The sequence below is a fragment of the Fusicatenibacter saccharivorans genome, assembly GCF_015557635.1.
GTDB classification, from domain to species: Bacteria; Bacillota; Clostridia; order Lachnospirales; family Lachnospiraceae; genus Fusicatenibacter; species Fusicatenibacter saccharivorans.
On sequence record NZ_JADNOP010000004.1, the window covers coordinates 198,205 to 221,791 of the forward strand.

Annotated in this window: 21 protein-coding genes, 1 other RNA gene and 1 pseudogene; 18 read left to right on the plus strand and 5 right to left on the minus strand. The window is 45.5% G+C overall.

Annotation, left to right across the window (positions count from 1 at the left end):
- The first annotated feature begins 49 nt into the window (after nt 1-49).
- The 5 genes from I2G42_RS05205 to I2G42_RS05225 all read left to right on the plus strand — a co-directional run bounded on the left by I2G42_RS05205 (nt 50) and on the right by I2G42_RS05225 (nt 3,939).
- Entirely contained in the window at nt 50-1,132 is a 1,083-nt protein-coding gene (locus tag I2G42_RS05205; protein ID WP_055152729.1) for an AAA family ATPase, read from the plus strand.
- 67 nt (nt 1,133-1,199) lie between these two features.
- The gene (locus tag I2G42_RS05210; protein ID WP_008793133.1) at nt 1,200-1,439 is read left to right on the plus strand and encodes a hypothetical protein; all 240 of its coding nucleotides are present in this window, start codon (nt 1,200-1,202) and stop codon (nt 1,437-1,439) included.
- A 174-nt stretch (nt 1,440-1,613) separates the two neighbouring features.
- Nucleotides 1,614-1,841, plus strand: coding sequence for a DUF5348 domain-containing protein (locus I2G42_RS05215; RefSeq protein WP_008373546.1), 228 nt, complete (start codon nt 1,614-1,616; stop codon nt 1,839-1,841).
- A 201-nt stretch (nt 1,842-2,042) separates the two neighbouring features.
- Complete coding sequence (locus I2G42_RS05220) at nt 2,043-3,458, plus strand: plasmid recombination protein (RefSeq protein WP_015541741.1); 1,416 nt, start codon at nt 2,043-2,045, stop codon at nt 3,456-3,458.
- Nucleotides 3,459-3,462: 4 nt separating this feature from the next.
- Entirely contained in the window at nt 3,463-3,939 is a 477-nt protein-coding gene (locus I2G42_RS05225) for a TnpV protein (RefSeq protein ID WP_008793036.1), read from the plus strand.
- A 464-nt stretch (nt 3,940-4,403) separates the two neighbouring features.
- Here the strand turns inward: I2G42_RS05225 and rlmN are convergent, their stop codons facing one another.
- The gene (gene rlmN / locus I2G42_RS05230; RefSeq protein WP_002569187.1) at nt 4,404-5,393 is read right to left on the minus strand and encodes a 23S rRNA (adenine(2503)-C(2))-methyltransferase RlmN; all 990 of its coding nucleotides are present in this window, start codon (nt 5,391-5,393) and stop codon (nt 4,404-4,406) included.
- 23 nt (nt 5,394-5,416) lie between these two features.
- A complete protein-coding gene (locus tag I2G42_RS05235; protein ID WP_002588768.1) occupies nt 5,417-5,596 on the minus strand; it encodes a cysteine-rich KTR domain-containing protein in 180 nt (59 codons plus the stop codon).
- Nucleotides 5,597-5,980: 384 nt separating this feature from the next.
- Between I2G42_RS05235 and I2G42_RS05240 the strand changes: the two are divergent.
- The 4 genes and pseudogenes from I2G42_RS05240 to I2G42_RS05255 all read left to right on the plus strand — a co-directional run.
- Nucleotides 5,981-6,196: pseudogene (locus I2G42_RS05240) on the plus strand (helix-turn-helix domain-containing protein); the annotation flags it as partial.
- 32 nt (nt 6,197-6,228) lie between these two features.
- Nucleotides 6,229-7,113: an XRE family transcriptional regulator gene (locus tag I2G42_RS05245; RefSeq protein WP_226799365.1), complete on the plus strand. Its 885-nt coding sequence runs from the start codon at nt 6,229-6,231 to the stop codon at nt 7,111-7,113.
- Between the two features lie 976 nt (nt 7,114-8,089).
- Nucleotides 8,090-8,545 carry a DUF2399 domain-containing protein gene (locus tag I2G42_RS05250; protein WP_195530812.1) on the plus strand — a complete coding sequence of 152 codons (456 nt, stop codon included), beginning with the start codon at nt 8,090-8,092 and terminating at the stop codon, nt 8,543-8,545.
- Nucleotides 8,546-8,566: 21 nt separating this feature from the next.
- The gene (locus I2G42_RS05255; protein ID WP_195530813.1) at nt 8,567-11,962 is read left to right on the plus strand and encodes an SNF2 helicase associated domain-containing protein; all 3,396 of its coding nucleotides are present in this window, start codon (nt 8,567-8,569) and stop codon (nt 11,960-11,962) included.
- Between the two features lie 150 nt (nt 11,963-12,112).
- On the opposite strand, the gene asnA is transcribed toward I2G42_RS05255, so the two are convergent.
- The 3 genes from asnA to I2G42_RS05270 all read right to left on the minus strand — a co-directional run bounded on the left by asnA (nt 12,113) and on the right by I2G42_RS05270 (nt 15,069).
- Nucleotides 12,113-13,126 (minus strand): aspartate--ammonia ligase, encoded by a 1,014-nt coding sequence (gene asnA, locus I2G42_RS05260; RefSeq protein ID WP_022463264.1) that lies wholly within the window; start codon nt 13,124-13,126, stop codon nt 12,113-12,115.
- 214 nt (nt 13,127-13,340) lie between these two features.
- A complete protein-coding gene (locus tag I2G42_RS05265; RefSeq protein ID WP_022463265.1) occupies nt 13,341-14,192 on the minus strand; it encodes a sugar phosphate isomerase/epimerase family protein in 852 nt (283 codons plus the stop codon).
- A 133-nt stretch (nt 14,193-14,325) separates the two neighbouring features.
- Nucleotides 14,326-15,069 carry a ThuA domain-containing protein gene (locus tag I2G42_RS05270; protein ID WP_022463266.1) on the minus strand — a complete coding sequence of 248 codons (744 nt, stop codon included), beginning with the start codon at nt 15,067-15,069 and terminating at the stop codon, nt 14,326-14,328.
- 285 nt (nt 15,070-15,354) lie between these two features.
- Here I2G42_RS05270 and ffs point away from each other — a divergent pair.
- The 9 genes from ffs to I2G42_RS05315 all read left to right on the plus strand — a co-directional run bounded on the left by ffs (nt 15,355) and on the right by I2G42_RS05315 (nt 23,585).
- Nucleotides 15,355-15,617: signal recognition particle sRNA large type (gene ffs / locus I2G42_RS05275), an RNA gene on the plus strand.
- A gap of 194 nt (nt 15,618-15,811) precedes the next feature.
- Nucleotides 15,812-16,891 carry a 6-phosphofructokinase gene (locus tag I2G42_RS05280; RefSeq protein WP_055219285.1) on the plus strand — a complete coding sequence of 360 codons (1,080 nt, stop codon included), beginning with the start codon at nt 15,812-15,814 and terminating at the stop codon, nt 16,889-16,891.
- Between the two features lie 143 nt (nt 16,892-17,034).
- Nucleotides 17,035-18,684: a DNA polymerase III subunit gamma/tau gene (gene dnaX / locus I2G42_RS05285; RefSeq protein ID WP_055219287.1), complete on the plus strand. Its 1,650-nt coding sequence runs from the start codon at nt 17,035-17,037 to the stop codon at nt 18,682-18,684.
- A gap of 33 nt (nt 18,685-18,717) precedes the next feature.
- Nucleotides 18,718-19,071, plus strand: a complete 354-nt coding sequence (locus I2G42_RS05290; RefSeq protein WP_022463269.1) for a YbaB/EbfC family nucleoid-associated protein — start codon at nt 18,718-18,720, stop codon at nt 19,069-19,071.
- Entirely contained in the window at nt 19,071-19,667 is a 597-nt protein-coding gene (gene recR / locus I2G42_RS05295) for a recombination mediator RecR (RefSeq protein ID WP_055219289.1), read from the plus strand. Before I2G42_RS05290 ends, recR begins: the two co-directional genes overlap by 1 nt.
- 2 nt (nt 19,668-19,669) lie before the next feature.
- Entirely contained in the window at nt 19,670-20,773 is a 1,104-nt protein-coding gene (locus I2G42_RS05300; RefSeq protein ID WP_195530814.1) for a LacI family DNA-binding transcriptional regulator, read from the plus strand.
- A gap of 280 nt (nt 20,774-21,053) precedes the next feature.
- Complete coding sequence (gene fsa, locus I2G42_RS05305; protein ID WP_022463272.1) at nt 21,054-21,707, plus strand: fructose-6-phosphate aldolase; 654 nt, start codon at nt 21,054-21,056, stop codon at nt 21,705-21,707.
- Between the two features lie 109 nt (nt 21,708-21,816).
- The gene (locus I2G42_RS05310; protein ID WP_055219293.1) at nt 21,817-22,656 is read left to right on the plus strand and encodes a transketolase; all 840 of its coding nucleotides are present in this window, start codon (nt 21,817-21,819) and stop codon (nt 22,654-22,656) included.
- Nucleotides 22,644-23,585: a transketolase family protein gene (locus tag I2G42_RS05315; protein WP_022463274.1), complete on the plus strand. Its 942-nt coding sequence runs from the start codon at nt 22,644-22,646 to the stop codon at nt 23,583-23,585. The genes I2G42_RS05310 and I2G42_RS05315 overlap by 13 nt, the downstream gene beginning before the upstream one ends.
- Nucleotides 23,586-23,587: the final 2 nt, after the last annotated feature.

The following is a 23,587-nucleotide window of genomic DNA, read 5'->3' on the forward strand; positions in this document are numbered from 1 at the left end:
ATATCTGTTCATCAGAGACTTGCCCGGAAGGGCAGGAGGAGATGATGGAATGAATATGAATGAAAAAAATAAAATTGAGAATTGTAGAATAGAACCAAAACTGAAACTGATCAATATGGATTCAGTAGAGGTGGAACAGGTAGAATGGCTGCTTTATCCGTTTATTCCTTATGGAAAAGTGACCATTATACAGGGAGATCCAGGAGAAGGCAAGACAACGATGGTACTTCAGATTATTGCAAAACTGACCAGAGGAGAGCCGATTCTTCCTGTTACTGATAAAACGAAAACAAAAGAAAAACGAAGTGATGAAGTCGATAGTGAGAATGAAGATTTAGATGCTGAAGATAATATGCAGGAACAGTCTTCTGTGTCACCTGTAAATGTAATCTATCAGACAGCAGAAGATGGACTTGGAGATACTATCAAACCCAGATTACTTGCTGCAGGTGCAGATTGTTCAAAGGTGCTGGTGATTGATGACAGTGACCAGCCACTGACAATGGCAGATGTCAGATTGGAAGAAGCAATCGTGCAGACAAAAGCAAAAATGGTTGTTCTTGATCCGATACAGGGCTTTCTGGGAGCGGACGTAGATATGCACAGGGCAAATGAGATCAGACCACTGATGAAGCGTATCGCAGTGCTGTCAGAAAAATATCACTGTGCAGTTATTTTAATCGGTCATATGAACAAAAACAGCAACGGCAAATCTTCTTATCGAGGACTTGGCTCCATTGATTTTCAGGCTGCTGCAAGAAGTGTTCTGATTGTCGGGCGAGTGAAAGATGAACCGGAAGTAAGAGTGGTATGTCATACGAAGAGTTCTCTTGCACCGGAAGGAACGTCCATTGCATTCAGACTGGATAAGAATAATGGGTTTGAATGGATTGGAGAATATGATATCAGTGCCGATGAACTTCTTAATGGAGACGGAAGAGGACAGAAAAGTCGGAAAGCAAAAGAATTTCTCCTTGAGATACTGGCAAATGGAGGAATGACTCAGAAGAAAATTGCAGAAGAAGCAGAAGCCAGAGGAATCAAAAGTAAAACGCTATGGAACGCCAAACGGGAACTTGAAATTGATTCCGTAAAACGTGGAAAGCAATGGTATTGGATGTTGCCAGAATAAAAATGGAAGATGGCAAGATTACCATTTCTTAAGAAGAGGGGATCTTGCTACCTTGAAAGGAGAATAGATGCAAAATAAAAGTGTACAGATTCCATACGAGTTATTCTTTCAGCTCTTGCAATATTTTTTGATGGATAACTACGATGGTGAAGAAATAATACGGTTGGGATTGGAGAAAAAACTGGATGCAATGGTGAATCGTGAAGTATACAGCAAATCCAAAACAGCACCAACGGAAGAAGAAAGAGAAAAGTTCCGGAAGGAATATCTGGACAGACGGGGAATACCGGAGAACTTTCGATGGTAAAGGTTCTTTCTGAACACTTTATTACAGGAGCGTGTCACGCACCTGTAGATAGCAGACAAGGAGAATGTTGGTAAGGTGTAGTCGGGAGTTGACTGGCGTAGAAGAGAATTTTCAAAAGGGAGCCCTGATTCAGGGCGCCCCTGCGGAAACGGTAGATGAAAGGAGATTGGCACAATGAGAGAAGGAAGATTAGGATATAACAGTTATAACAAAAGATATGGATTATTATCATCAGATCTATGGATTGATACAGGATTTCACTGTGGAGAATGCCTGGAAGTGTTGCTTGATGATGAATGGGTTCAGACCAGAATGGAAATGAATCCTGCAAGAGAATGGTATCTTGTAGGGACACCGTATTGTGGTGATTTGGAATATATTCGGGCAAGGATACCGGAGTAAAGGTCTCTGTACCCCCGGAGGGCGCAAGGGTACTTTTGATGGACGGTACGGCTGTCGAAAGTGCTTTTGCGTTACTTTTGACAAAAGTAACAAAACCGCCGTATCCGGCGAATATTTCTTTTTATACTATAGCTGGCAAAGATACAAATTTATGTGCCATGTCTGGCACTGGTTTTAGAAAGCGGGGTGAGGAATATGACGATGAAACGAACAATCAGTGGTATGATCGGGACAGGGTCTCTGGCTCATAACAGACGAGATTTTATAGCAGAAAATGTTGATCCAGACAGAGTGCAATTAAATATTTGTTACCGGAATGAGAATCTGAAAGAAGTCTATAAAGAGCTGTTTGATGAAGCTGTAGAACGGTATAATGTCGGGAAAAGAAAAGATCGGCAGATTACAAATTATTATGAAAAGATTCGCCAAGGAAAACAGGAAAAGTTGTTCCATGAAGTGATTTTCCAGATTGGAAACCGAGAAGATATGGCTGTTGGAACAGAAGCAGGAGATCTGGCTGTAAACGTACTGGATGAGTATGTAAAAGATTTCCAGAAACGGAATCCGACACTTCGGGTATTTAGTTGCTATCTGCATCAGGATGAGGCTACTCCACATCTCCATATTGATTTTATTCCTTATGTGACGGACTGGAAAGGAAAAGGAATGGATACCAGAGTTTCACTGAAACAGGCATTAAAAAGTCTTGGATTTCAAGGTGGAAATAAGCATGATACGGAACTGAATCAGTGGATAAATCATGAAAAAGAAGTTCTGGCAGAGACTGCAAAGCAGTATGGAATTGAATGGGAACAGAAAGGTACTCATGAGGAACATCTGGATGTCTATAACTTCAAGAAAAAAGAACGGAAAAAGGAAGTACAGGAATTGGAGCAGGAGAAAGAGCATCTAACTGCTGAAAAAGAAGAATTAACAGCACAAATTGCAGAATCCAGAGCAGATATCCAGAATTTAAAAGACGATAAGGAACAGGCAATCAAGGCGAAGCAAGAAGCAGAACAAAAGGCAGGGAGCGCAGAAAAAGAACTAAAAAGCCTGGAAGATCGCAGAGAACAGCTACAACCGATTATGGATAGTGTGAGCAAAGAAATCAAAGAATATGGAACGGTTAAAATGTTACTGCCGGAGGCGGGCACGCTAGAACGGGCAGTAACCTATCGAGATAAAAAAATTAAACCACTGTTTCTTCAAATAAAGAATAAGGTTGCTGTAATGGCGGCTCAGGTTAAAGAACTTACGAAAGAGGTGGAAGGTTGGAAGAGAAAATATCAAAAGGTGAAACAAAAATATAATGCTATTCAGAGAGAACTGGATGATATACGTAAAGATAATCAGAAATTGTCAGAAGAAAAAGATATATTACAAGGTGTTTCTGATAGGTATGATCGTGTTGTGCGTGTTCTTGGAATAGAAACTGTAGATACAGCAGTACAGCAGGATATTCAAAACGAGAAAGTCCTGGAAGAAAAGCGACGGATGGAACAAATGCCGAAGGGAAATATTCATGAAAGATTGGCATGGGGAATGAAAAAAAGCGAGATGGAGAATCAGCAGCGTAAGAAAACTAAATCAAAAAACAGAGAAATGGAGAGATAAGATTATGGAAACACACATTTATGATGAAAAGAACGGATTAAGCTATACTTTGCATGGAGATTATTATTTGCCGGATTTGGTATTGAATGAAGAAGAACCGATATATGGGAAATATGGAATGCTGAGGAAACAGTTTCTGAAGGAACACAGATTAGCAAAATATCAATATTTGTTGTTGACTGGAAAGCTGACGGAACACCTGAATCAAATTGATCAGGAGAGCAGAGAGCAGGTGGAAATGCTTATGGAACAGATGGCAGAAAAACAGGGCGTAACTGAAGAATTAAAGGTACAGAATCGGACGAAGTGGGTTAGACTGATGAATAATATAAAAGCTAGTGCAGAAGAAATGGTGTTGAAACTTCTGAAAAGCACATTGTTTGTAAAACTCCCTGCTATTAGGTTCCACATTCTCACCTCCTTTCTCGTTGGAAAGTTGGTGGTGCTTCCCCCTTTTCGCGGGGCAATACGGCGTTTTTGAAAAACGCCGAAGATTTTTTGAAATTTTTTCAAAAAATTTTTTGAGCAGCAAAATACGCCTGTCCGAAAAGCCCGGACAGGCGTATAGGTATTGTAAGCAGTATTTAGATGATTAGACAGTTCATAGTCAAGGGTAGAGAGGTTCCCGGCGGTGGTCGGGCTTTTTTTGATATGTCAATGACCGTCGGATTTTGTCGATAGGGTATGTGCTTCATGGCGGCTACCTCCTTTAGCCGCCGCTTTTAACAGTGATACCGCGTCATTTCATTAGAAGATAAAAAGAAACGGCGGCTTTGATTTTTCAAAGCTGCTGCGGAAATCAAAGAACGACAAGCAACAGTTCTGATTTTGCTCCAATATGGTTATTAGGGGCACAAATTAAAATCAAAAAAGAGCCGATAACAGCAGTATTTCAAACTGCATATTATCGGCTCTGCGTCTGTGCGTCTGGCTCTTTTAATTAAATTATTTCTGTTGTTTTTTGGCTTTATTATATGTATTAGCTAACTGTCCACAAGCTGCTTTAATCTCTCTACCATGAGAAACTCTCATGGTAACTTCAAGTCCTGTTTGCTCTAATTGATGTTTGAACGCAACCATTTCTTGTTTTTGTGGTGCTCTAATTTTTGAATTACTCGTCGGGTTGTATTGCAGCACGTTAATCATAACATTTTTGCCCTTAAACCATTTTGCAAGTTGCCTTATATCTGAGGAACGGTCATTTATACCTGGTAAAAGCAAATACGCAAATACCACTTTTCGATTATGCCTTTGAGAATAGGACAATGCTTGCTTAACAACATCTTCAATAGCGTACATGTGCATATGAGGAATGATACAGTTTCTCGCAGCCTGTGTTGCTGCATGTAAAGATATTGTCAACTGAATTTTTAGATGTTCTTCGCGCAATTTTTTTAATTGATTAACTGGACCAACTGTTGATACGGTAATGCCGTCGGTTGGAAAGTTAAGTCCATTTCTATCTCGAAGAATATGGATTGCTGCAATCAAGTTGTCGTAATTGAATAAAGGTTCTCCCATTCCCATAAAAACGATACGATTTACTTTTTGACGTATCAATACAACCTGCTGCACAATTTCAGACGGTGTTAGATTACGAACAAAACCATTGCGTCCGGACTCACAAAAAATACAGCCAACAGAACAACCAACTTGCGTACTTACGCAAACAGTCCCACCATCTCGCCGTTTAATAAAAACCGTTTCAATATACCTGTTATCTTTCAATTCATAAACATACTTTTCAGTATCGCTACTTTTATAGACTTTTTTTGTTGATATTGATAGATTTTCTTTGTGAAATGGCTGTTTATACAATTCCGTATATAAGGCTCTTGCTTTATCCTCTCCAATTACTTCCGACATTTCTTTGTAAGTAAATCCGTATGGGTCATTCAATATTTCCGTAGGTGTACTTTTAGGTAAGTGTTTCATTTAAATATCCTTCCTTTTCAAAATTAAAAAGTTTGTTTTTCAGAGTTTTTGATTATGATTTCTAGTTTTTCAACATCAACGATATGCGTTAATTTACATTTAGGGCAGAAAAGAGGAAAATTTCTTAATACCGTATTATAAAATACTTGAACCCTCGTCTTTCCGTTACAAATTGGACATTTTATCCAATATTTTTCAAGCATAATATTTCTCCTTTTGCGCAAAAAAATGCAGGTCAATTCTCAACATGAGCATTGACCTGCATTTATACATATAATACTACAACAAAATTAAGGCATAGTTTTTATACTATGTCTATACGTCGTTAGTTTTGTTGTATAGCATACGCAAAATAAGCATGACAAAAAAGCCCATATTGAAAATGGGAAAAATCTTTTTTGATTTCAATGCTTATCGAATACGCATGCTATGTAACATAAACATTCCCCCCCTTTTATATAATATTATATACAAAAGCAGCTTGTTGTCAACATATATATATATGAATTATTTTGGCTAACTGATAGAACTATGTAGACATATCCAAGAAGAAAGGGGAACAGTAAAATGTAAGAGGGTGAATAACTATGGCAAAAAGACCAGTACCAAAATACGACTTCAAGGCTTTTGGGGCAGCGATAAAGGCAGCGCGTGAAGGACGCAAGGAAAGCCGCAAGAAAGTAGGCGACGAAATGTTTATCTCGCCGCGCTACCTTGCGAACATTGAGAACAAGGGGCAGCACCCAAGTTTACAGATATTCTTTGAGCTGATACAGCGTTACCATATATCCGTATCTCATTACTTCCAGCTTTGGCACGACTATTGAAAATTGATATGAATGAATTGTTTTCGTTTCATGAAGAATTGACAGAAAAAGAGATTGGACAATTTGTGAATGAACTTTCGGAAGTTTCATTGGACAGCTTTACAGAGGCTTTCGAGATGGCATCTCGTAAAATACAGGAGTATCCTCATTGCGACTTATTAATATATACGATCGCAACCGTTCTGAACGGATCTTTGACTTTGTCAGATCTTAATGACGAAGAACGAATGGAATATAATACAGCTATTATTGAGTGGCTGGAACGAACAGCAGATAGTCAGGATGAAAGAGTGAGAAATTCAAGCGTTTTTATACTTGCAACAAAATATGTCCAAATGGAGAAATATGAAGAAGCAAATGCCCTTTTGAAAAAAATTCCTGATACTGTAATTGATGCAACGATTATGAAAACAAGTGTATTAGCACATCAGGAAGGAACAGATACTGCTGCATTATTCTTAGAAGGGAAATTGCTACAGGCAGTTATCAATATCCAAAGCTACTTGTATAAGTTAATAGAAATGGAAGAAGAGACAGGAAATCATGATAAAGCAGAGAAAATTGCTGAGATTACAGATCACATGATATCATTGTTTGGACTATGGAATTATGGCAACACAGTTCCATATCTGCTGATTGCTGGATATCGAAAAGATGTAGAAAAATGTATCCAGTTAATTAAGCGATTATTAAGTGAATCACAGAAGCCTTGGAATATGACACAATCCCCTTTGTATTACAGGTATGAAGATACTGCACAGGGAAAAGCTTTTTCGGGACTTGGAAAAAATTTTGTTCGTGAATTGTATTCGGAAATTGAAAATAAGAAAGAGTATGAATTCTTGAGGGGGAATAAGGAACTCGAATCAATTTTTGAGGAACACTTGAAATAGGTTGTAAAAATGTATGGAAATAGATGTAGTTGAGAAAGAAGAAAATTTTTGACATTTCCACAGATGCGTGCTAATATGATTATAGAAAAAGAGTGCTACCGATAGACGGTTAGTCCACATACTTATTGATTACAAAAATAACCGTTCAGTTTGCAGGCTGGGGCGGTTATTTTTGTGGTTTATGATTATCTTTGCCTAATGTATATCCGATACTAAAGCAGGTTAAGCCGAAGCTCACTACTGCTATGAAGTCCACAATACTCATTGGCTTAGCCCTCCTTTCCACTGGATTCCTTTACAGGTTTCTATGTAATCAGAGGGTCACAGTCCCTCTGGAGAAGGACTAACCGCCTACCGTTATGGTAGCACCCATGTTTCGATTATAACAGTTAAAAATTACCGGTGCAATATAAAGTTGGTAGAGAAGTATCTAGTATCTACAGAAGAGAATCGGTTTGAGTATTCTCCGGTGCCAAAACGGTGCCAAGAAATCAGGCAAATCAAAATAGGTGGTGCAATTCAGCTGTTTTTCACTGTATTTTGGAGAGAAAACCATAAAAAATATGAGATAAAACGGGATTAAAGTATCGTGAGGGTGGCCGTACCGTTGGATCAGGCCGTGTTGCTACTCTGATCGACTAATTTCGGTTATCTATGAGCAGTGCAAATTCGGAGAGTAATGACCGGTGGGAGCTTGCTCACACAAGGGCATTAGTCGGAGAATTTATAGGGCGACAGCCCGACCGAGATGGAGCGAAGCGAAATCGAGGAAAGCACTGCGGGAAATAAAATATAATTGTATCGAAAGATACTTGTGCTCAAACGTAAGAGACCCCGGCGCCGTAAGGCGGCCGGGGTTTTTCTGTTTTTAACCAAAAGAAACTTATCATATATAGCAGGATATGATATAATTTTTATTAGTTGAAATAAAAGAGAATAAGAAAGGAAAAAAAGATGGACTACTTGGAGGCAATTGATGAAACCTCTTATTTATCAGTACCGAATGCAATGGAGAGAACTGCTGCAGTGCGTGGGAGTTGTGCCGGATAATATTTCTTCCCTGGTACATGCGTTTGGAATTCGTTTGAAAAAACAGGAGATATGGCATCCGGCATATGAAGCCTTTTGCCGATGCGGGGAACCGTATGTGCTTACCATGGAAAATCTGAAGGGTATTACAGAAGTACAGCCTGTCGGAACGTGTGTATACATTGTGGAAAACAAAATGGTATTCAGCTATCTTATGGAACAGGTGCAGGGAAAGAATGTGTCGCTGCTGTGTACGTCGGGACAGCCGCGGTATGCAGCATTAAAACTGATTTCGTTGATCGTACAGAGTGGGATTCCCATTTACTACAGTGGAGATCTTGACCCGGATGTGATCAAAACCAGAATCTGTAAAATACGAATTGTGAATGATGGGAAAAGATAGAACAGAAAGGATTTTACCAGCATGATTACAAAGGCGGACATCAAACAGGAGACGAATTCCGTATCATATAACCGTGGAAAAAAGATCTATGAAGAACAGAAAGTGCATGCTTTTCAGGTACAGGAAATGGAGGATATTTTCGGATATCAACTGCATAAAATTACAGCTGTCGTAGACGGAAGCGGAAAAAATATGTATTGTGTCAGCGTTTCTGTAGATGAAGAAATGTCTGAAATTATGGAAGATGATTGTGATTGTCCGGCACATGAGCAGTACTGGGGATTGTGCAAACATTGTGTCGCTGTTTTGCTGTACTATCTTGAATGGCGGAAAAAAGAGAGAAAAAAACTGGAAGAAAAAGTGAGAAATGACGAAGAACATCAGGAACTGGAGCAGCTTCTTCGTGCTGTCGGCGTGAAAAAAGGAATGGAAGAATTCCAGGGAGAACATAAAATTGTCAGAAAAGTAGTAAAACCAACACCAAAAGCAGAGACGAGCCCCGGTTTTTCTGAACTGCTTTCACATTATGTGATGCGGGATCAGGTTGCTTTTCTGCCGAAAGCAAAAGCAGGTCAGGTTAAACTGGAAATTCATCTGGAGAGCCAGTTTGACGATTCCTTTCGGGCAGAATTTAAAATCGGAAGCAAAAGGATGTATGTATTAAAAAGTGTTTCCAAAATGACAGCAGCTGTAAAAAATATGGAAACGGTCAGCTACGGTGCGCAGCTTTCTTTTTTGCACTGTATGGATGCTTTTGAAGAAGAAAGCCGTCCGATGGTAGAATTTCTGAGCGCATATACCATGGAACGCGGCTCATGCTATCAGATAGGTACCGGCAGCTATGCGTCCTGCTTTGATGACCGTTATGTGATGATTTCTGTGCAGAATATGGATGAATTTTTTGAGGCTGTTGGCAGCCAGGAGTTCTTTTGTCGTACGAACTGGAGAGAAGAAAAACTGTGGCACTGCCAGGAGGGAATGCCGCAGTATGAAATGAAGCTTTTACGGAAAGCAGATGGCCTAAAGGTACAGATGTACGCGGATCCCATTTTTTATGGCAGAAAATATTTGTATTTTCTTTCAGAAAAAAATACAATTTACCGAATCCCAAGGGAAGAGATAGCAGAAGTCTGCGAATTCCTGGAATATATGGAGCGATGTCCGGACGGAGTCTGTGAAATTGCAAAAGAAGATATCCCGACCTTCTGCCAGGGACTTCTCCCGGTGTTGGAGGAACATTTTAAGGTAAAAAAAGAAGAAAAGCTGGAATTACAGCAGTATCTTCCGCCGCAGGTGGAATTTCAGATTTATCTGGATGCGCCGCAGCATGATATGATTACCTGCGAACTTCTGGCTGTCTATGGCGAGAAAAAATACAATGTTTTTGCAGATGCAAACGATATCCATCAGCTTTCCCATGGCCGTGATGTACGGAAAGAAGCAGCGGCAAACCAGCTCGTTCGATCCTGTTTCAGCGCCTATGATGCGCGGAAACATCAGATGGTTCGCCAGGGAGCCGATGAGATGTATGAGTTTTTAAGCAGCGGTATGGAAGATCTGCAGAAACTGGGCGAAATTTTTGTTTCTGACCGGTTAAAAGCGATCCGTGTCATCCCGTCCCCGAAAGTTTCTGTCGGTGTATCCCTCGCAGAAAATGTACTGGAACTTCATTTGAATCCGGGCAATTTTGGCATGGAGGAACTGGCAGAGATTCTTTCAAAATATGACCGGAAAAAGAAATTTTACCGCCTGAGGACCGGTGAATTTATGGATATGGACGAGGACGGTATCCGCGTTCTCTCGGAACTGCGGGAAAATCTGCAGATCTCCGAGGCAAAGCTGAAGAGCGGCGAGATCACAATTCCGAAATACCGAGCACTCTACCTCGATACCCGTTTAAAAGAGCAGGATGATCTTCAGGTTGAGAAAAACCGCGAGTTCCGTATGCTGATCCGAAATATGAAAACTGCAGAGGAGAACGATTTTGAACTTCCGGACAATCTGCAGGCACAGCTCCGTGAATATCAGAAAACAGGATTCTGGTGGCTGAAAACATTATGCCAGAACGGCTTTGGCGGTATTCTGGCGGATGATATGGGACTTGGAAAGACGCTGCAGACCATCGCCTTTCTCTTATCTGAAATGCAGGAAGCACCCGAAGATGCAAATCGTCGTTCTTTGATCGTTACACCGGCATCTCTCGTCTATAACTGGGAGAGCGAATGTGCCCGCTTTGCTCCGGAGCTGCGGACGAGACTCGTCGCCGGCACACAGGAACAGAGGAAAGAGATGATCCAAAATGCCGGTATGCAGGATATTTTGATTACCTCGTACGATTTGCTCCGCCGCGATATCGAACTGTATCAGGATCTCCCGTTCTTCTGCGAGATCATTGATGAGGCGCAGTTCATCAAAAATCACGCAACGCAGGGAGCAAAAGCCGTGAAAACGATCCATGCATCGTTCCGCCTGGCATTAACCGGAACACCAGTAGAAAACCAGTTAAGTGAACTATGGAGCATCTTTGATTATCTGATGCCGGGATTCCTCTATGGATATCAGAAATTCCGCGAGCAGTTTGAACTTCCGATTGTGCGGAACGGCGACGAAGAAAGATTAGAACGTCTGCAAAAGATGATCCGTCCGTTTATTCTGCGCCGTCTGAAGAAGGAAGTGCTGAAGGATCTGCCGGACAAAATTGAGAAAAATATGGCTGCCTGCATGGAACAGAAGCAGAAGGAGCTGTATCATGCACATGCCCAGCGGCTGGCGCTTATGCTGCAGAACCAGACAGAGGAAGAATTTGCCGATTCCAGGTTCCAGGTGCTCTCTGAACTGACGCGGCTGCGTCAGCTCTGCTGTGATCCTGCGCTTGTTTACGAAAATTACGAAGGCGGTTCGGCAAAACTCGATCTCTGTATCGAGCTGATTCAGAGTGCCGTGGAATCCGGCCACAAAATCCTGCTGTTCTCCCAGTTCACTTCGATGATCGAGATCCTGACCGCGCGTCTGCAGGAAGAAAGCATCAGCTGCTTTGTCCTGCAGGGAAGCACGAAAAAAGAGCAGCGTGCACAAATGGTGGAACAGTTCAACCGGGATGACACGTCTGTATTCTGTATTTCCCTGAAAGCAGGTGGAACCGGCCTGAACCTGACCGGCGCGGATATCGTCATCCATTACGATCCATGGTGGAATGTTGCTGTTGAAAATCAGGCGACAGACCGTGCACATCGTATTGGGCAGAAAAATGTTGTGACGGTATACAAATTGATTGCAAAAGGAACCATCGAGGAAAAAATCATCAAGCTTCAGCAGATGAAAAAAGAGCTGGCGGAAGAGATCCTTTCCGGTGATGAAATTAAGACAGCATCCTTTCAGAGAGAGGAACTGCTTGAGCTTTTGGAAGAACGGTTCTGAAACCGCGAAAAGCAGAAAAAGATTTGATGTAAGGACGAAATGCAGCAGCAATGCAGGAAAATATAAAAGGGATACGTTTCTGTCATACCCTGAAAACAGGCGGACAGGAAACGTATCCCTTTTACAGTAATAGTCTATTCGAAACCAATCTTACAGAAGCTGAATATTCATCACATCCATCACCTCTCGTGTCTCCATCGGCCATACCGAGCACTGTACCTCTCCGATGTGCGCTTTGCGCAGGAAAAACATACAGATACGGGACTGTCCGATACCGCCGCCGATTGTCTGCGGGAGAGTGCCGTTCAGAATGGATTTCTGGAAGGGAAGCTTCGCGCGGGACTGGCATCCGCATTCCTTTAACTGAGCGCGGAGAGCATCTGCGTTGACGCGGATACCCATGGAGGAGAGCTCAAGAGCGATGTCAAGCACTGGATAATAAACGATCAGGTCGCCGTTTAAGGACCAGTCGTCGTAGTCCGGGGAACGTCCGTCCTGACGCTCTCCGGAAGCAAGCACGCCGCCGATCTGCATAATAAAGACAGCACCTTTTTCTTTGGTGATTGTATACTCTCTTTCCTTTGGAGTCAGATCCGGATAGCGATCCTCAAGTTCCTGGGAAGTGATAAAGAAAATTTCATCCGGCAGAATGGTTTCGATGTAGTCGTACTGGTCTGCCATATGTTTTTCCGTGTTTTTCAGTGCCTCATAGATATCTTTTACGGTACTCTTTAAGAAATCAAGATTGCGTTCTTCCGGGGACATGATTTTTTCCCAGTCCCACTGATCCACGTAAACGGAGTGAATGTTGTCGGTCACCTCGTCCTGGCGGATGGCGTTCATATCGGTGTAGATGCCTTCTCCCTCAGAGAAGCCGTATTTGTGAAGTGCGTACCGTTTCCATTTTGCCAGAGACTGAACAATTTCAGCGGTTTTCTTGGTACCCTGATCCTTTAACTCAAAAGAAACCGGGTGTTCTACGCCATTCAGATTGTCATTCAAGCCGGTTTCCGGCTGTACAAAAAGTGGAGCTGTTACACGGAGCAGATGCAGACGATGTGTCAGCTCATGCTGGAAATAATCCTTTACTGTTTTAATTGCCACCTGTGTATCGTGGAGGTTTAATGCAGATTTGTAACCCTGCGGAATAATAATTTCTCCCATTACTTTAAAACCCTCTTGTTTTAGATTTGCTTTTCGAATCATGCCTTCTCAAAAAGCTTCAAATTTAGTTTACCATGTTTTCCCTGGAAAGCAAGGAAAAGATACGAAAAAACCAAAGATAGTAAAGAATTTTTTCGACATATTTTCCTTGCTGAATTTCTCCCCGGAAATACGAAATTTTCCGAAAATCAGAGCGCTTATGAAAGAGGCGGAATTATTCGGAAACCCACTGGCGCAGAAACGCTGCGGACTGTTCGATGAACGATAACTGATCCGGCGCATCGAAATGCTCGATGGCGAGATAACCGTCATAATCGCACGCTTCTAAATCTGTAAGAAGCTTTGCCATCGGCAGATATCCCGTTCCGGCCGGTGTCTGGCCAAGGCCGCGGCAGAAACGTCCGTGAACGAGCGGACTTTCGGCACGATCCTTACAGTGAACATGGACAATATAATCCTTCAGAAGCCAGGCAGCATACGAAACATCCTCATCACTGAAAGCAAAATTTCCGATATCAAGCGTATACCGCAGCCCCGGCACGTGCTCCATAAACCAGAGCAGCGGATATGTGCGTGCAAACGGCTGTAAAAAACCGTCAAAGTCCTCTAAGGTAATCGAAACGCCACGTAAAGCCGCATATTCGGCGAGTGAGGAAAGCGCATGTACCATATTTTGAATCGATTTGTTTTCGGCCATAAAAGTACTCGTTGCCTCATAGGTGCTGCTGCAGGCTGCAAGCTCTGCCGCTTCGGCAGTTTCAAGCGCGCCTGCAACAAACAGGACACGCGAAACCTGCTGCGATGCCGCAGTATCGAGCATCTGCTGTGCTCTGCCAAGATCCGTATCATGGGAAAAATCAAAGGTTTCATGCATACAGCTGATCACCAGCCCCGCATCGGAAAGCATCGGGGCAATGACCTCTCTTTCTGATGCAAACAGACTGTAGTTCATCTCAACAGCCGAAATTCCCTGCTCCCTGCAGAACGCGAGCACTTCCGGAATCGTCTTACCGGACTGCTCACACGCCTGTAGAATGTGTTCGTAAAAAACGGAAAGCTTTCTCATATAACATTTCCTCCTGATTTATGCAATGTGTACGCAGATTCCATCCGTGTATTGCAGAACATTTTTGATCGTGAAATCAGACCCCTGTTTTGAAAAAATCAAACGGGATACAGATATCGGTAAACTGCAGCTGCTATTTTTGGTGTGAAGAAAGATACACTTCCTCCGTAGATGGATTCACCCATGCATTATCCAGTGGTGCCGGTCTTCGTACTACAGGAACGCACCAGCGCACCCCATTTTTGATAATCTTCTGAATCACCGGCATATGGTAAATGGGGTATTCCTCGTGTCCCGGCTGAAAATAGAAAATTTTGCCCAGCCCACGTGTAAAGGTGCATCCGCTGCGGAACACCTCACCGCCTGCAAACCATCCCGTAAATACCACATCATCCGGTTTAGGAATATCAAAAAACTCCCCATACATCTCTTCCTCCGGAATATCCACCCATGCCGGAATTCCCTGCGCGATCGGATGGGTCGGACACGTACAGAACAGTCTCTCACGATCCCCATGCCGCCACCGAAGCGTCATACTTGTTCCGAGAAGCTTCCGCATAATCTTGGAATAATGCCCTGAATGCAGAACTACCAGCCCCATTCCGGCCAGCACATGACGCCGAACCCGCTCGGCCACATCGTCCGAGAACTCCTCCTGCAGCATATGATTCCAGAACACCAGCACATCGGTATTTGCCAGCACTTCTTCCGTCAGCCCATGCTCCTTCTCGTCAAACACAGCCGTCCGAACCGAAAGCTCCTCCTCCTGTCTCAGAAACTTTGCAATACAGGTGTGAATCCCGTCCGGATAAATCTCTTTCACTTTCTCCTGCGTTCGCTCATGCTGAAACTCATTCCAGACCGTAACTCGTATCATTCGTCCATCCTCCTTCTATAAGAAAAAAATGTATCATTTTCAAAAAGTTATCGATAGCAAATCTTGAAAATAATGAAAAAAGCAGTGTTGCAGAGTGAGAATTGTAAAAAACAGATGGAAAGGCGTACCAGGGTACGACGAAAATCTGTGAAGCAGTCGTTCACACTCTGCGGTACTGAATTTTTGCGTTATTTTCTGGCCTTACTATAAATTATACTCGTGCTATACCAATATTTCAATTCACAAATTCCTTGACATCCCCTCCGAAATCCCGTATACTAAACAATGCGCAGCCGGGGAGATAGCGGTGCCCTGTACCCGCAATCCGCTACAGCGGGGGTGATGCCAATCCGAGGGCTCTTTCATTGCGAAGCTGCCTTCTATAAGTGACGTTGACGTCTGGGTCTTACGCAACAGGACTCCATGAACCGTGTCAGGGCAGGAATGCAGCAGCACTAAGTGGAACCTCCTGTGTGCCGTGAGGGTGCCTGGGCCGAGTAGGCTGTAGGAGTAACGTTTGTGGTGAGAGTTCGAAGTGCGGCGCGCATAAAAAAGAAAATCCAAGGAAGCCTGAACCCCAGACTTCCTTTTTTCGTACAAAAAATAGAAACTCCCGCGCTTTCTTCCCCCGAACTATTGTGAGAACGAAAAAAATAGGGTATAATGTAAACATTCCATAATACTGCCAAGAAACAAGAAGCAGTCGTGAAAATCTAATAAAGAACAGGATGGGAAAAGTCATATGTTAAGAATTGGTCTGTTAACAAGCGGCGGAGACTGCCAGGCATTAAATGCGACCATGCGCGGAGTCGTAAAAGGCCTTGCAAACAATGTAAAAGATCTCGAAGTATACGGATTCATGAACGGCTATAAAGGCCTCATCTACAGCGATTACCGCATGCTCAGTGCAAAAGATTTTTCCGGTATATTAACACAGGGAGGAACCATTCTCGGAACCTCACGTCAGCCATTTAAGCTGATGCGTACCCCGGATGCAAACGGTCTGGACAAAGTGGAAGCAATGAAGCATACCTACCACAAGCTTCTTCTGGACTGCCTTGTCATTCTTGGCGGAAACGGAACCCAGAAAACAGCAAACCTCTTGAGAGAGGAAGGACTGAATATTATCCATCTTCCGAAAACCATCGATAATGATATCTACGGAACGGATATGACCTTCGGTTTCTACAGTGCCGTCAATATTGCATCCGATGCGATCGACTGCATCCACACGACAGCATCCTCACACCAGAGAGTCTTCATCGTGGAAGTCATGGGCCATAAAGTAGGCTGGCTGACCCTGTACGCCGGAATCGCAAGCGGCGCAGACGTCATCCTGATCCCGGAAATCCCATACGATATCGACAAAGTATGCGAAGCCATCAATAAGAGAAAAGAACGCGGAAGCGGATTCACCATTCTTGCCGTTGCCGAGGGTGCAATTGCAAAAGAAGACGCAGCACTTCCGAAGAAAGAACTGAAAAAACGTCAGGAAGAAATCGCAAAGAAATATCCGTCCGTATCCTACAAGATCGCAGAAGAGATCGAGGCAAAGACAGGCATGGAAATCCGTGTCACCGTACCGGGCCACATGCAGCGAGGCGGCAGCCCGTGTCCGTATGACCGTGTCCTTTCCACAAGACTCGGATCCGAGGCAGCACAGCTTATTCTGGACAAACAGTACGGCTACATGGTCGGAATGGTCAACGGAAAAGTAAAGAAAATTCCGCTGGGCGAGTGCGCCGGAAAATTAAAGACCGTAGATCCGAATGCACAGGAAGTCCTGCAGGCAAAACGGATGGGAATCAGCTTCGGCGATTGATGCGTTCCCGAAAAAGGCAAGGAAAAAGAACGGAGGCCTTAAAGCAAGAAGAACAAGGTCTCCGTTCTTCTGCTGCACTGCTGTCCAAAAGAAACTGCCGGCGGCAGGCTTCCATGCCGATGCAATAAAAGGAGAAAAATTTTATGAGCTATACTGCTCTGTATCGAAAATTTCGTCCTTCCACCTTTGAGGATGTAAAAGGACAGGATCACATTGTAACAACATTAAAAAATCAGATCCGCGCGGACCGCATCGGTCATGCGTACCTGTTCTGCGGAACCCGCGGAACAGGAAAAACGACGATCGCCAAGATTCTCGCCCGCTCGGTCAACTGCGAACATCCCGTGGACGGAAGCCCGTGCAACGAATGTCCGACGTGTAAGGCGATTCTGGCGGGCGTTTCCACGAACGTCATCGAGATCGACGCGGCATCAAACAACGGTGTCGACAACATCCGTGAAATCCGTGAGGAGGTAGCCTACCGGCCGACACAGGGACGGTATAAAGTCTATATCATCGATGAGGTGCATATGCTTTCTACCGGAGCGTTCAATGCACTCTTAAAAACCCTGGAGGAGCCGCCGTCCTATGTCATCTTCATTCTGGCGACCACAGAGGCAAACAAAATCCCGGTGACGATCCTTTCCAGATGCCAGCGGTACGATTTCCGCCGCATCACGATCGACACCATTGCGGCGCGTCTTAGTGAACTGATGGAAAAAGAGGGCGTGGACGTCGAAGAAAAAGCCATCCGCTACGTCGCAAAGGCGGGCGACGGCTCCATGCGAGACGCGTTAAGCCTCCTGGACCAGTGCATCGCCTTCTACCTCGGGCAGAAGCTGACGTACGATAAAGTCCTTGAAGTTCTCGGAACTGTTGATGCCGAAATCTTCAGCCAGATGCTCCGCACGATCCTCGCCGGAGATGTAACGGGAAGCATCCGCACGCTGGAAACCCTTTTAAACCGCGGAAAAGAGCTGGGACAGTTCGTTACCGACTTTACGTGGTATCTGCGGAATCTGCTGTTGGTAAAAAGCGCAGATGAAACCGAAGAACTGCTCGACGTCTCTACAGAAAACCTGAAGCTCTTAAAAGAAGAGAGCACGATGGTAGACGATGAGACGCTGATCCACTATATCCGCGTTTTATCCGAGCTCTCCGGCCAGCTCCGCTATGCGGCGCAGAAGCGCGTGCTCGTTGAGGTGGCGCTCGTCAAACTCTGCAAACCGCAGATGGAGCAGAACCTCGAATCCGTGCTGGAGCGGCTTAGGATTCTCGAAGAAAAAATGGAGCGCGGAATCCCGATGATGGTGACAAATGCACCGGGAGCAGGAAACGGCAGTGCAGGAGGCTCCGGAGCGGCCGGAGACGGCTATGCGGCGGCAGAAACACCGCAGAGTGCACCGGCACCAGTGAAAGCCGCACCGGCGGATTTACAGCGCATCAGCGCGTCCTGGAAGGCAATTGTCGGCCAGACAAGCGGCATGTTCCGCCAGTTTCTGCAGAGCGCCGTTCCGAAATACAACAGCGAGACGGGTGACGCCAAACTGTTTGTTGAGTTTGCAGACCAGCTCGCATCCATCTACGTTGAGCGGCCGGAGGCAGCCGATGAGATCCGCACCATTATTGAACAGATGACTGGAAAAACCGTAGAGGTCCAGCTCATTTTAGCAGACCAGCATGCAAACGCCGCGCTCTCCACGATTTCCGTGGATGATGCACTGACGCAGGCGATTCATGGAATCCCGGTCGAGGAGGACGACGAGAGCGACTTCGACGACGGGGAAGAATAAATTAAAAACAAATTTTTCAGGAGGATATTACCCATGGCAAAAAGAGGAGGATTCCCGGGAGGAATGCCGGGCAACATGAACAATCTGATGAAGCAGGCTCAGAAAATGCAGAAGCAGATGGAAGAGAACCAGAAAGCACTGGAGGAGAAAGAGTTCACTGCGACAGCAGGCGGCGGAGCCGTAGAAGTAACCATTTCCGGTAAAAAAGAAGTAACCAAAGTTAAAATCAGCGAAGATGCCGTAGATCCGGACGACGTAGAAATGCTCGAGGATCTGATCATGGCAGCAACCAACGAAGCACTGCGCAAAGTTGAGGACGAGGCAGCCAAAGCTATGGGCAAACTTGCCGGCGGACTCGGCAGCATGGGCGGAGGATTCCCGTTCTGATGGATTACTACAGCGGATACATCAATCAGTTGATCGAGCAGCTGTCCCGTCTGCCTGGCATCGGTGTGAAAACCGCACAGCGACTGGCCTTTCATATTATGAATATGCCGGCCGACCAGGCAAAACGGCTGGCTGATTCGATCACAGAAGCAAAATCCCACGTCCAGTACTGCAAGTGCTGCCAGACCCTGACCGACAAAGAGCTGTGCCCGATCTGCGCAAATGTCAAGCGCGACCACAGCGTGATCATGGTGGTGGAGACGACGCAGGATCTTGCGGCATATGAAAAAACCGGAAAATACGACGGCGTTTACCACGTCCTGCACGGGGCCATCTCCCCGATGCTGGGGATTGGGCCGGACGACATCCGGTTAAAAGAGCTGATGCAGCGCCTCCAGGGCGATGTCTCGGAGGTCATTGTTGCCACAAACTCCAGTCTGGAGGGCGAGACAACGGCCATGTACATCAGCAAGCTGATCAAGCCGACCGGCATCAAGGTGACGCGGATTGCGAGCGGCGTTCCGGTGGGCGGCGATCTGGAAAATATTGACGAAGTCACCCTTCTGCGTGCGTTAGAGGGCAGAACGGAGCTGTAATTATGGGCAGAAAAAAAGTGACATCCAGCGATGTCGCGGCAGCCTCAGGCGTATCCCAGGCGACGGTCTCCATGATCCTGAACCGGAGAGAAAACGTTTCATTCTCGCGGGAAACGGTGGAAAAAGTGGAGGCGGCGGCAAAAGAGATGGGCTACCAGATTCCGCGGCGGAAGATGAGAAGAGAGTCGAACGGCAACAAGCTGATCGTCGTCTTCTGTCCGACGCTGACGAATCCTTACTATGTGATGCTGCTGCACGGCATCGAAGAAGTTGCAAAAGAGAAGAATTACGGGGTCTTTGTCTGCAATACGCAGAGGGACCTGAAAATCGAAGAGAATTATCTTCGGATGATGAAGAGTGTGCGCCCGCGCGGCATTATCTACACCTGCAATCCGAGCAGAAGCTGCAAGGAAAAAGTGGAGGAGCTGGCCGCGGAGATTCCGCTTGTCATCATCAACAACCGGGAAGAACTGCTGGAAATTGATGCGGTCGAGCTGAACAATGCAAAACCCGGCAGGCTGATGGCACGCCACCTGCTGGAACTGGGACACCGGCATGTGGCGTTTGTTTCACCTCCGCTGACTTCCAAACAGGGTCAGCGCCTGAAACGCGTGGAAGGCTTTGTGCGCGAGTTTGAGGAGGCAGGATACGGCGACGGCGTGATCGTCAAATCGGCGGATGAGGACCTCGACGAAGTGATCCCGAGCATGGATTCTGAGTACAAGATGGGCTATTATCTGACGAAGGAACTGCTGCGGGAGGACAAGAACCTTACGGCAATCGTCGGCATGAATGATATGATCGCGTTCGGGATCATGGACGCCGTGCTCAAGAGCAAACTGCGCATTCCGGCGGATATTTCCGTAGTGGGATGTGACAACACCGTCTATTCCAGCTTCCGCTCGATTTCCCTGACGACGATCGACCACTATGTGCCATTGAAGGGCCGCGATGCGTGCGATATCATCCTGCGGAAAATCCAGTCTCTTCGGGAAAGCCAGGACGGCAATGAACCCTTAAGCACGTATCATGTCGAGTATGAGCCGAAACTGATCGTGCGGCGCAGCACTTCGTATGCAAGAACCGAAAAATTAAAAAATAAATAGGACGGCTGAAATTATTATTAATAATTTTGAATAAAACAGCTCCGGCGCAAACCGGGAAAACACAAAGAAAAGGAAAAACCGGAAAAAATGAGAAAAAATCCGCCAGAGTAATTTATAAAATGGTATTTATAAATGATAAAATTAATTAATAAAAATGAGGCCGACTTGACGGAAAAACCAAACATATTTATACTGGAGATAACAGAAAAACGGAGCCGTTCTGCGGAAAACAACAGGCCCCGAAACCTTACGAAAGTATGAATATGGGAGGAAAAACAACATGAGATTTTTCATCGACACAGCAAAAGTAGAGGACATTAAAAAAGCAAACGACATGGGCGTTATCTGCGGCGTTACCACCAACCCGTCCCTGATCGCAAAAGAAGGACGTGACTTCAAAGAGGTCATCAAAGAGATCACCGAGATCGTAGACGGACCGATCAGCGGCGAGGTAAAAGCTACCACAACAGATGCAGAAGGCATGATCAAAGAAGGCCGTGAGATCGCAGCCATCCATCCAAACATGGTTGTTAAAATCCCGATGACCGTAGAAGGACTCAAAGCTGTTAAAGTTCTGAGCGCAGAGGGCATCAAGACAAACGTAACCCTGATCTTCTCCGCAAACCAGGCACTTCTGGCTGCAAGAGCAGGTGCAACTTATGTTTCCCCATTCCTTGGAAGACTCGATGACATCAGCACCCGCGGCGTTGATCTGATCCGTGAAATCGTTGAGATCTTCGACGTAGCCGGCATCGACACCGAGATCATCGCAGCAAGTGTCCGCAACCCGATCCACGTAACCGACTGCGCACTGGCTGGTGCAGACATTGCAACTGTTCCATACAACGTAATCGTACAGATGACCAAACATCCTCTGACCGACGCCGGAATCGCAAAATTCCAGGCTGACTACAAAGCTGTATTCGGCGAATAAGACCTAAACATGATTGCATAAAAGCTGGAAATATGGTATTGTGAACAAAGTGAACAATAGCGATATTTCCAGCTTTTGATTCCGATTCAACTAAACAAGGAGAAAAGACATGAACAAGTTAGAACTTCAGAAGACGGCCAATGAGATCCGCAAAGGGATCGTCAGCGGCGTTCATGCAGCAAAGGCCGGCCATCCGGGCGGATCTCTGTCTGCAGCCGATATTTTCACGTATCTGTATTTTGAAGAAATGAACGTGGACCCGAAAAATCCAAAAGATCCGGACCGCGATCGTTTTGTACTTTCGAAAGGCCACACAGCGCCGGGACTGTATGCAGCACTGGCTGAAAAAGGTTATTTCCCGAAAGAAGATCTGCTGACCCTTCGCCATCTTGGATCTTATCTGCAGGGACATCCGGATATGAAACATATCCCGGGCGTTGATATGTCAAGCGGTTCCCTCGGACAGGGAATCTCCGCAGCAGTCGGAATGGCACTCGGTGCAAAACTGCAGAACAAAGCATTTCGTGTTTATACACTTCTTGGCGATGGTGAAATCCAGGAAGGTCAGGTCTGGGAGGCAGCCATGTTTGCCGGAGCAAAACATCTGGACAACCTCGTTGTGATCGTAGACAACAACGGACTTCAGATCGACGGAAACGTAGCAGATGTCAACAGTCCGTACCCGATCGACAAAAAATTCGAGGCATTCAACTTCCACGTAATCAACGTAGCGGACGGCAACGATTTCGATCAGCTGAAAGCTGCATTTGATGAGGCGCGCACCGTAACAGGCATGCCGACCGCCATCATCACAAAGACCGTAAAAGGAAAAGGCGTTTCCTTCATGGAGAACCAGGTAGGCTGGCACGGAAAAGCTCCGAACGATGAAGAATACGCAATTGCTATGGCAGAACTGGAAAAGGCAGGTGAAGCGTTATGTCAGAAGTAAAGAAAATCGCAACAAGAGAAAGTTACGGTAATGCACTGGTTGAACTTGGCGCAGAGCATGACAATCTGATCGTACTCGACGCTGACCTTGCAGCAGCAACCAAGACTGGTGTGTTCAAAAAAGCATATCCGGACCGTCACATCGACTGTGGTATCGCAGAATGTAATATGATGGGAATCGCTGCCGGCCTTTCCACCACAGGCATCGTTCCGTTCGCAAGCACCTTCGCGATGTTTGCCGCAGGCCGTGCGTTTGAGCAGGTACGCAACTCCATCGGATACCCGCATCTGAACGTAAAAATCGGTGCTACCCATGCCGGAATTTCCGTAGGAGAAGACGGCGCAACACATCAGTGCAACGAGGATATCGCCCTGATGAGAACCATCCCGGGTATGGTCATCCTGAACCCGGCAGATGATGTAGAGGCAAAAGCCTGCGTGAAAGCAGCTTATGAATACAACGGACCGGTTTACCTTCGTTTCGGACGTCTGGCAGTGCCGGTGATCAACGACAGACCGGATTACAAATTTGAACTCGGAAAAGGCGTTGTTCTCCGTGAAGGCAAGGATGTCACCATCGTTGCAACAGGCCTTTGCGTAAGCTCCGCTCTGGAAGCAGCAGAGAAACTTGCCGCAGACGGCATTGATGCCAAGATCATCAACATCCACACCATCAAACCGCTGGATGAGGAGCTGATCGTTGCAGCAGCAAAAGAGACCGGCAAAGTCGTAACCGTAGAAGAGCACTCGGTGATCGGAGGACTTGGAAGCGCAGTCTGCGACGCACTGGCAGAGAAATGCCCGGTTCCGGTGAAGAAAATCGGTGTACAGGACGTCTTCGGAGAGTCCGGCCCGGCAGTCGCTCTTCTTGCAAAATACAAACTCGACGGCGAGGGCGTTTACGAGCAGGTAAAAGAGTTCTGTAAATAAGA